The organism is Pseudomonas sp. ICMP 3272 (genome assembly GCF_001466905.1).
GTDB classification, from domain to species: domain Bacteria; phylum Pseudomonadota; class Gammaproteobacteria; order Pseudomonadales; family Pseudomonadaceae; genus Aquipseudomonas; species Aquipseudomonas amygdali.
In genome coordinates this window covers 1-10,368 of record NZ_LKEK01000089.1, presented here as the reverse complement: position 1 = coordinate 10,368, position 10,368 = coordinate 1, and the positions used below count along the sequence as shown (strand labels likewise).

The window sequence follows — 10,368 nt, the reverse complement described above, 5'->3', positions numbered from 1 at the left end:
ACGCTCGCAGCCCGGCACGATCAGGTTATCCGGCACTTGCACGTCGGTGTACCCGCCCACCGCCGCAGCGAGTGCGGCAAGGGTCGGCTGGTTGAACAGCACGCGCACGTCAGCCGACAGGTCGATCTGGCGCATGCGCTCGATCAGTTTGACGGCCAGCAGCGAATGGCCGCCCAGTTCGAAGAAATGATCGTGGCGGCCAACCTGCGGCACTTGCAGCAGGGACTGCCAGATCTGCGCGATGGCGATCTCGACATCGCCCTCTGGCGGCGCGTATTCGCGCATTGCCAGTGCCTGCGCATCCGGTGCAGGCAATGCCTTTTGGTCGAGCTTGCCGTTGGCGGTCAGGGGGAAGCTGTCCAGCGCCACAAAAGCACTGGGCACCATGTAGTCGGCCAGAGACAGCAGCAACCGCGCACGCAAGTCAGCCGCGACGATCTCGTGGCCCGGCTCGGCGATCACATAGGCCACCAGTCGCTTGTCACCCGGTTGATCCTCGCGGACCAGCACCAGCGCTTCGCGGACCGTATCGCAGGCAGCCAGCACCGCCTGAATTTCTCCCAGCTCGATACGGAAGCCACGGATCTTGACCTGGTCGTCGTTGCGGCCCAGGTAATCGAGACTGCCGTCAGCCATCCAGCGACCCAGGTCGCCGGTTCGGTACAGGCGCGCTTGAGGATCCTTGCTGAACGGGTTCGCCAGGAAACGCTCGGCAGTCAGCGCTTCACGGTTCAAGTAGCCCCGCGCGACACCGGCGCCGCCGACATACAGCTCGCCAACAACACCCACCGGCACCGGCTCGCGGCGTGCATCGAGTACATACAACTGCAAATCGGGAATGCGCACACCGATAGGACTCACGCCCGCCCGCTGCGCATCTGCCGCCACCAAGGGGTGGTAGGTCACATGCACCGTGGTTTCGGTGATGCCATACATGTTCACCAATTGCGTACCGGCGTTGATCACCCTGGCGTACCAAGGCTTGAGCATCCCGGTGTCCAGCGCTTCGCCACCAAAAATCACCTGGCGCAAGGAATGTCGCTGATCGCTCTCGCCCTGGGCGTTGAGCAACTGGCGGAATGCGCTCGGAGTCTGGTTGAGCACCGTCACTTCGGCGCTGCACAACAGCGCGTAGCAGTCTTGCGGGGAGCGGCTGACCAGCTGCGGCACGATCAACAAACGCCCGCCGTGCAACAGCGCACCCCAGATTTCCCAGACCGAGAAGTCGAAGGCGAATGAATGGAATAACGCCCAGACATCCTGCTCGTTGAAACCAAACCAGCTCTGTGTGGCCGAGAACAAACGGGCCACGTTGCGATGCTCGACCATTACGCCCTTGGGCAGGCCGGTCGAACCGGAGGTGTAGATGACGTACGCCAGGTGGCGCGGGCTGAGCCCGGTCAGCTGTGGATTGTGACCCGGTTGGGCCTGCAACGCCGGACTGTGCAAATCCACGCGTGGGCCATCGAACGTGCCCAGCAGTGCCAGCCCTGCAGCATCGGCCAGCACCGCCATCGGTGCGCTGTCCTGCACCTGGTAGGCGATACGCTCGGCCGGATAGGCCGGGTCAATCGGCACGTAACCCGCACCGGCCTTGAGCACCCCGAGCAGACCGACGATCATTTCCAGGCTGCGCTCGACACAGATCGCTACCCGGTCATCTGGCTGCACGCCCAGGCCCAGCAGATAATGGGCCACCTGATTGGCGCGAGTGTTCAGCTCGGCATAGGTCAGGGTGCGGTCTTCGTAATGCAAGGCCACGGCATTCGGCTGCGCCACCACCCAGGCTTCGAAGGTACGGTGAATCAGGGTGTCGTCGGCTTGCACGGCATGCGGAGTGTTCCAGCTTTCCAGCAGTTGCTGGCGCTCGATCGCGGGCAGGATATTCAGCGCTCCCAGCGCAGCGTCCGGGGTCTGTTCCAGTGCTTGCACCAGATTTTCCAGCACACAGTGCATGTAGGTACACACACGTTTGGCACCGATCTGCCCTTCGGTCATGACGGTCAGGGCGAAACCTTCGCCCAGATCATCCACGCACAAGGTCAGCGGGTAGTTGGTGCGTTCTTCGCCATGCAGCGCCTGAATGCCTTCCCAGGCGACCAGCGCCCGGTCACTTGCGTCGAGATCACCGGTATGGCGGAAGTTGAGCAGCGAGCTGAACAATGGCGTCGAAGCGGGTACACCACTGCAACGTTGGGCCAGTACCAGCGATGCGTGCTCATGGGCCAGCAGCCCGCTGAGTCGTGCGTGGGTGGCTTTCAGACCGCTGCGCACGCCCTGCTCGCCCAGCGTGACACGCAACGGCAAGGTGTTGATGAACATCCCCAGCGCTCGGTCAGACCCGGCACCGCCCTGCAGACGACCGAGCAATACGGTGCCGAACACCACATCGTCCTTGCCGGATGCAGCGCCCAGTACACGGGCCCAGGCCAGGTGGTAAAGGCTGGCGGAGCTGACCCCGAGCTGTCGGGCCTGCACGCGCAGGCGGCGGCTCAGGTCGATGTCGACCACCTGGCGTACTTCCTCGATACCGCTTCCGTCGCCCTGCACGTCCTGCAGGCCGAATGGCAGCGTCGGTTCATCGACGTCACCGAGCATGTCGTGGAAAAACGCCTCGTGCTCTTCACGGCTGACACCGAGCATGGCCTGGGCCACGTAGTTGCGATAAGGCACGGACGGTGGCAGCGAGGCTTGCTGCCCGAGCATGTACGCCTCGATTTCGCTGGTGAGAATGCGCAGCGAGGTGGCATCGTCCACCAGGTGATGGAACAGCAGCATGCCCAGCCAGCGATTATTCGCCGCGTCCTGTGCATAGCCGATACGCAGCATCGGCGCCTGACGGATGTCCAGACGCGTGTGACGAGGGTCCAGGCGCTTGATCAGTTGTTCGGTGATGTCGCCTTCGGCCGGGTCCAGCACCTGCTCATCCAGGCCCAGAGTTGCCTCACGCCAGACCACCTGCACGGGTGCGTCGAGACGCTCCCAAAGCACCGCGGTGCGCAGGATATCGTGGCGGGCGATCACGCCTTGCAGGGCCTGAGCGAAACTGTGCAGCCGCTCGAGGCTGTCAAAGGCAAACAGTGCATATTGCAGGTACGGGTCACCTTCGACTGCGGCAAGGTGGTGATACAAAATCCCCTCCTGCAACGGTGCCAGGGCATAGATGTCCTGCACGTTGGCCAGGCCGCCGGGCACGCTTGCCACCACGCGGTCGATATCGTCCTGGCTCAGCGACACCAGCGGCAGCATGTCCGGGGTGATGCGCTCACAGCCGGCGGGAATAAGGTTAACGGGGGCTTCTACGGCACCCTTCCCGCCCACCGCCGCCGCCAGGGCAGACAGGGTCGGCTGGCTGAACAGCACGCGCACATCGGCAACCAGATCGATCTGGCGCATGCGCTCGATCAGTTTCACGGCCAGCAGCGAGTGGCCGCCCAGCTCAAAGAAATTGTCATGACGACCAACCTGCTCCAGTTGCAGCAGGTCTTGCCAGATACGCGCAATGGCCATCTCGGTATCGTTTTCAGGTGCTTCATAGCCGCGACTGGCCACCGCCGAGCGGTCGGGTGCTGGCAGAGCCTTGCGGTCGAGCTTGCCGTTGGCCGTCAGCGGGAAACTTTCCAGGCTGACAAAGGCGCTTGGCAGCATGTACTCGGCCAGCGACAGGCGCAGTTGCTCGCGCAATCGGGTAGCGTCCAGTTCGACGCCTGCGGTACCGATGACATAGGCCACCAGACGCTTGTCGCCCGGTTCGTCTTCGCGGACCAGCATCAGCGCATCCTGTACACCCTCACACGCGGCGAGCTGTGCTTCGATCTCGCCCAACTCGATGCGGAAGCCGCGAATCTTCACCTGTTCGTCATTCCGGCCCAGGTATTCCAGGCTGCCATCGGCCAGCCAGCGCCCCAGGTCACCGGTGCGGTACAGGCGCGCACCCGGCGCCGTACTGAACGGGTTGTCGATGAAACGCTCGGCCGTCAGTGCTTCACGGTTCAGGTAGCCACGCGCCACACCGGCGCCGCCGACATACAGCTCGCCAACCACGCCGACCGGTACCGGCTCGCCATGGGTGTCGAGGACATACAGTTGCAAATCGGGAATGCGCCGGCCGATCGGGCTGGAGCCGATACGCTGTGCATCGTCGGCCTGCAACGGGTGATAGGTCACATGCACTGTGGTTTCGGTGATGCCGTACATGTTCACCAGTTGTGTCTCCGCATTCACGTTGCGGGCATACCACGGCTTGAGCATCGCCGTTTCCAGTGCTTCGCCGCCAAAAATTATCTGGCGCAGCGAATGTGCCTGCTCTTTCTCACCTTGGGCGGCAATCAGCTGGCGGAACGCACTCGGTGTCTGGTTGAGCACCGTGACACCGGCACTGCACAGCAGGTCGTGGAAGTCTTGAGGTGAACGGCTGACCAGTTGCGGCACGATCAACAGACGTCCGCCGTGCAGCAGCGCGCCCCAGATTTCCCAGACCGAGAAGTCGAAGGCGAACGAGTGGAACAGCGCCCAGACATCCTGCTCGTTGAAGCCGAACCACTCTTCCGTGGCCGAAAACAGCCGCGCAACGTTGCGGTGCTCGACCATTACACCCTTGGGCAGACCGGTGGAGCCGGAGGTATAGATCACATAGGCCAGGTCGCTGGACTTGACCGCTACCTGCGGATTGCACACGGATTCGTCCTGCAAGTCGGCATCGTCAAGACTGATGATTGGCAGTTCCGTCACTGGCAAGGCTTGCTGCACGGTCTGCTGGCTCAACAGTGCGACCGGCGTGCTGTCGCCGAGGGTATAGGCCAGGCGTTCTAGCGGGTAAGCCGGGTCCAACGGTACATAACCGGCACCGGATTTGAGGATGCCCAGCAAGCCGATAATCATCGCCGGGCCACGCTCGACGCAGATCGCCACGCGATCGTCCGGGCGCACACCCAGCGCGAGCAAGCGATGGGCAACCTGGTTGGCGCGGGCGTTGAGTTCGCCGTAGCTCAGGGTTTGCTCTTCGAATACCAGCGCCACGGCGTCTGGTCGTTCTGTAGCGCGGGCTTCGAATTGCTGGTGGATCGGTGTTTCATGTGCATAGGTGTTGCCGGGCTCGTTCCACTGTTCGAGCAACTGCTTACGCTCGCTGAGCGGCAATATTGAAATAGCATGCAGCGGGGTTTGCGGTGCCTGTTCCAGCGCATCGATCAGCCCCTCTACGGCCAGTTGCAAATAGTCACACACACGCTGCGCGCCGATGCTCGCCGTGACCAGCGAGGTGAACAGAAAACCTTCACCTGTATCGTCGACGTTGACGGTCAATGGGTAGTTGGTGCGTTCTTCATCGGCCATCCCCAACGACTGCATGCCACTCCACGCCGTCAGTGCCTCATCGGTTACGGCAACGTTGCTATGCCGATAATTGAGCAAGGCGCTGAACAGCGGCGTCGGTGCGACCACGCCGCTGCAGCGCTGGGCCAGCGCCAGCGACGCATGCTCGTGCCCGAGTAAGCCGGTCAAGCGCCGGTGCGTGGCCTTGACCCCTTCACGCACGCCCTGGTCGCCCAGGTCTATCCGTAGTGGCAAGGTATTGATGAACATGCCAAGGGCTCGTTCGGCACCTCGACCGCTCTGCATCCGGCCCATCAGGATGGTGCCGAACACCACGTGTTCACGTCCGCTGACGCGGCCCAGCATCTGCGCGAACGCCAGGTGGATCAGGCTCGCCGCACTGACCCCAAGTTGCCGCGCCTGAACTCTCAAGCGTTGGTTCAAAGCGCCGTCCAGCTGCAGGCGGGCATGATCGAGAGCGCTGCCGTCGCCTTGCACATCGTGCAGGCCGAATGGCAGCGTCGGCTCGTCGATGTCGCCGAGCATGTCCTGGAAGAACTGCTCGTGATCCTGCTCGTTCAGGCTTTGTCGGGCCTGAGCGACATAATTGCGGTAGGGAATGGAGTCGCCAAGTTGCTCGGCCTGACCGAGCAGGCAGACCCGCATTTCATGCTGCACCTGATCCAGCGCGGTGTGGTCGAGGATCATGTGGTGGAACATCAAGATCGCCACCCAGCGCTGGTTAACGGTGTCCAAAGCACACACCATGCGCATCAAGGGTGCCTGACGGATGTCCAGGCGTATCTGGCGTGGGTCAAGGCGCTCCTGCAACTGACGGGTTACATCACCTAGCCTGGGGTTTAGTTGAACTTCTTCGACGTCTAGCTCGACCTGGCGCCAGACCACCTGCAACGGCTCATCGAGGCTTTCCCAGTGCATGGAGGTGCGCAGAATGTCATGGCGGTTGATGACCATTTGCAGCGCTTTGGCGAAGGTGTCCACGTGTGCGCGGCTGTCAAAGGCAAACTGCGCCTGCAGCACATAGGGGTCGCCCCGTTCGGCGCTGATGTGGTGATAGAGAATGCCTTCCTGCAACGGCGCCAACGGGTAGATGTCCTGCACGTTCGCTGCGCCACCGGGCACGCAGGCCGTCACCTGGTCGATCTGCTCCTGACTCAGGTCGATCAACGGCAGCATGTCCGGAGTGATTCTCCGGCAGTCCGCAGGAATGCGGTTGGCTGGAATAACCAGATCGTCGACCGCGCCTGCCGCTGCCGCCAGTGCCGCAAGGGTCGGCTGGCTGAACAGCGTACGCACGTTGGCGCTCAGGCCTGCCTGGCGCATACGTTCGATCAGGCTTACCGCCAGCAATGAATGCCCGCCCAGTTCAAAGAAATGGTCGTGGCGACCGACACGTTCGATCTTGAGCAAGTCGCTCCAGATTTTCGCCAGAGTAATTTCTGCTGTGCCTTGTGGCTCCTCGTAGCCGCCACGGATCAGTGCATCACCGTCCGGTGCTGGCAGGGCCTTGCGGTCGAGCTTACCGTTCGGGGTCAGCGGCATTGCGTCGAGCGGCACATAGGCCGCCGGGATCATGTGGGCCGGCAGTTGTTCCTGCAGCCAGCCGCGCAGGCTATCGATGTCCACCGAAGCCTGCCCTGCGCTCAGGGTGTAATAAGCCACCAGACGCTTGTCGCCGGGAATGTCTTCGCGGGCAGTGACCACTGCCTCGTGGACCGCCGGGTGCTTGGCCAGACGCGCATCGATCTCTCCCAGTTCGATACGGAAACCACGGATCTTCACCTGATCGTCGTTACGGCCCAGGTATTCGATATTGCCGTCTGGCAGGTAGCGACCGAGGTCGCCGGTACGGTACATGCGTGCCGCAGGCTGTTGGCTGAAAGGGTCCTTGAGGAAGCGTTCGGCAGTCAGGTCGTCACGGTTCAGGTAACCGCGCGCCACACCGGCCCCGCCGATGTAGATCTCGCCCACAACGCCCAGTGGAACGGGCTGTTGCTGTTCATTCAGCAGGTAGAACTGCGTATTGCCCACTGGTTTGCCGATGTGCGCAGCGAAGCCGTCTTCGCGATCCATCGCCACCCAGCTTGAGTAGGTGGTGGTTTCCGAGGGGCCGTAGAGGTTGCACAGGCGCTGCACGTCAGTTTTTTCGAACAGCGATTCAACCAGGCTGCGTTTCAGTGCTTCACCCGCCACGTTCACGGTGTGCACAGATTCCGGCAGGCCGTTAACTTCCAGCAGTGCTTTCAGCGCCGACGGCACGGTGTTGATCAGGCCGATATCGTGCTTGCCGTGTTGCAGTTCCAGCACGTTCCTGACGACTTCGATGCTGCCGCCCGAGGTCAGCGGCGCGAAGCACTCGTAGACCGCGAGGTCGAAGTTCAGCGAAGTGGAGAACAGCGTTTTTTCCAGTGCTGCCCCGTCAAAAGCCGTGTGCGCCCAGCTCAGGAAGTTCACGGTGTTGCGGTGTTCGATCATTACGCCTTTTGGCAGGCCGGTCGAACCCGAGGTGTAGATCAGGTACGCCAGATGCGCTGAAGTCAGCCCCGGCACCTGCGGGTTCTGGACGGATTCGTCCTGCCAATCGTTCAGATCAAGATTGATAACAGGCACCGAAACGTCGGTCAGCAGCGCTTCAGTTGCCGACTGCGCCAACACAGCGGCAGGCACGCTGTCCTGCAACATGTAAGCAATACGTTCCGCTGGATACGCCGGGTCGAGCGGCACATAACCGCCGCCCGCCTTGAGGATCGCCAGCAACCCGACGACCATCTCCACACCGCGTTCCACACAGATCCCGACCCGCGAATCCGGCTGCACGCCCTGCTTGCGCAAGGCATGCGCCAGGCGGTTGGCCTGCTCGTTAAGCTCGCGATAGGTCAGATGTTGTTCGCCATGCACTACGGCCACATCATATGGCGTGCGCTCGACTTGTGCTTCGAACAGCCCATGAATGGTCTGTTGCTGCGGGTAATCCAGCGCTGTGTCGTTGAACGCCACCAGCAACTGCTCACGTTCAGCAGCAGGCAGGACCGGCAGGCTGCCGAGCGCCGAGGACGGTGACTGTTCCAGCACATCCACCAGATGCTCCAGCACAGTCTGCATGTAAGCGCAGACCCGTTTGGCACCCACGGTACTGCTGACCAGCACGTTCAGGTTGAAGCCTTCACTGGAGTCATCGACGTTCAAGGTCAATGGATAGTTGGTGCGTTCTTCGCTGTTCAGCGTATGAATACCCTGCCAGGCCTGGGCAGCCCGCTCGGATACGCTGCCAGGCACACTGTGGCGATAGTTGAGCAGCGAACTGAACAGTGGCGTCGGTGCGGCAATGCCGCTGCAACGCTGAGCCAGCGCCAGCGAAGCATGTTCGTGACCCAGCAAGGCAGTCAGACGCTCATGGGTGGCCTTGACCCCGTCACGCACGCTCTTTCCGCCCACTGAAACCCGCAGCGGCAAGGTGTTGATGAACATCCCCAAGGCCCGCTCGGCGCCTTCCCCGGCCTGCATCCGGCCCATCAGCACGGTGCCGAACACTACGTCCTGCCTGTTTGAAACCGTGCTCAACACCTGAGCCCAAGCCAGGTGCACCAGACTGGCGGTGCTCACGCCCTGTTGTCGGGCCTGAGCGCGCAGTCTCAGGTTCAACCGAGGGGCCAGCGCCAGGTTGGCTTCCTCGATATCAAGGCCATCGCCCTGCACATCCAGCAGGCCGAATGGCAGCGTCGGCTCGTCCACATCCCCGAGCATGTCGCGGAAAAACGCTTCGTGCTCGGCCTGACTGACGCCCAGGCGTGCCTGGGCCACATAATTGCGGTATGGCACCGGTGCCGACAGGTTTTGAGCTTCGCCCAACAACCAGGCCTGCATTTCATGCTGTACCACGGCCATCGCCATGTTATCGAGGACCATGTGGTGGAACAGCAGCATCGCGCAGATCCGCTGGTTCAGCGGGTCTTCGGCGTAGGCCAGGCGCATCAGCGGTGCCTGAGTGACATCCAGGCGGTGGTGACGCGGGTCGAAGCGGCTGTGCAGTTGCGCGCTGACATCACCGGCTGCGGGGTCGAGTTGCAACGCCTCAAGAGGCAATTGCGCGTGGCGCCAGACCACTTGTACGGGTGAGTCCAGGCCTTTCCAGATTACACCGGTGCGCAGAATGTCGTGTCGATCAATAACTGCCTGCAAAGCCTGGACGAAAGCGTCCAGGCACGCGTGGTCGTCAAAGGCGAAATGCGCCTGCAGCACATACGGATCGCCCTGCTCGGCGGCGATGTGGTGATAGAGAATGCCTTCCTGCAACGGCGCCAACGGGTAGATGTCCTGCACATTCGCCACGCCGCCCGGCACGCTGGCAACCACCTGGTCGATCTGTGCCTGGGTCAGGTTGGCCAGTGGCAGTAGTTCAGGCGTAATGCGTTGGCAATCCTCGGTGATCAGATTGGCTGGCACCACGATGTCCGTGCTACCCCCGACTGCGGCAGCCAGTGCAGATAACGTCGGCTGACTGAACAGCACGCGTATATCGGTGCTCAGACCCAACTGGCGCATGCGCCCGATCAGGCTGACTGCCAGCAGCGAGTGACCGCCGAGTTCGAAAAAGTTGTCGTGACGACCAATCCGGGCAACGCCCAGCAGCTCTTGCCAGATGGCCGCGATCTGCGTTTCGGTTTCACCTTGTGGAGCTTCGTAGCCACGGCTGATCAGTGCATCGGCGTCCGGTGCTGGCAAAGCCTTGCGGTCGAGTTTGCCGTTCGGGGTCAGCGGCATGGCCTCAAGCCGCACATAAATGGCCGGCACCATGTACTCAGGCAGCTTTTCCTGCAAATGCCTGCGCAGGTTATCGATGTCGACCACGGGGTTTCCGGTCGCCAAGGTGTAATAAGCCACCAGGCGCTTGTCGCCCGACACATCTTCGCGGGCTGTCACTACGGCTTCGTGGACGGCCGGGTGTTTGGCCAGACGCGCATCGATCTCGCCCAGTTCGATACGGAAGCCGCGGATTTTCACCTGATCGTCGTTACGGCCGAGGTATTCGATATT

At 62.1% G+C, this 10,368-nt stretch carries 1 pseudogene; it reads right to left on the bottom strand.

Annotation, left to right across the window (positions count from 1 at the left end):
- Positions 1-10,368: pseudogene (gene sypC / locus AO068_RS23200) on the bottom strand (syringopeptin non-ribosomal peptide synthetase SypC); the annotation flags it as partial.